The sequence below is a fragment of the Bartonella sp. AA83SXKL genome, from assembly GCF_042196965.1.
Lineage (GTDB): Bacteria > Pseudomonadota > Alphaproteobacteria > Rhizobiales > Rhizobiaceae > Bartonella.
The window spans coordinates 1-664 of the sequence record NZ_JBHIRG010000224.1; the positions used below are offsets into that span (position 1 = coordinate 1).

The following is a 664-nucleotide window of genomic DNA, read 5'->3' on the forward strand; positions in this document are numbered from 1 at the left end:
TAAAAATATGCATAAAGAAAAAATGTTAAACTAAAAAAGCATTGTTATGTTTTGATAGGTTTAGCAACACGGTTTTCATTACCAAAAAAATTGAGATAACGTTGTATTTCTTGCGGATTACCGATGGTTTTTTCAGGATTATCTGAAAGTTTTACGGCTGGCCGACCATTGGCATGGGTAACTTTACAAACAAGGGAAAGAGCATCAAAAGTTGCAGTTTCTTGTGGAGAACAGCCGACGAAATCATTAGTAAGGTCTGTTCCCCATCCAAAACTCATGCGCACTTTACCGTGAAAATGATGATAGGTTTTTTCAATTGTATCTATGTCTAGTGCATCGGAGAAAATCAATAACTTTGCACGAGGGTCTTTTCCTTTTTCTCTCCACCATTGAATAATGCGTTCGCCGCCCTCGAGAGGAGGAGCACTGTCAGGTCTGAAACCTGTCCAATCAGCCACCCAATCTGGTGCATTGCGTAAAAATGCTTCTGTACCGAAGGTATCTGGCAAAACAATGAGAAGATTTCCACCATAATAACGATTCCAATCTTGTAAAACTTGATAAGGTGCTTTGCGCAATTCATTATCATTATTGGTGAGAGCGGCTATGACCATAGGCAATTCATGTGCATTGGTACCAAGAGCTTCTAAATCTGTATCCATGG

General features: G+C 39.5%; 1 pseudogene. It reads right to left on the bottom strand.

Annotated features, from left to right (window positions below):
- Nucleotides 1-44 precede the first annotated feature (44 nt).
- Nucleotides 45-664 (bottom strand): annotated as a pseudogene (locus ACFINO_RS10765) (nicotinate phosphoribosyltransferase); the annotation flags it as partial.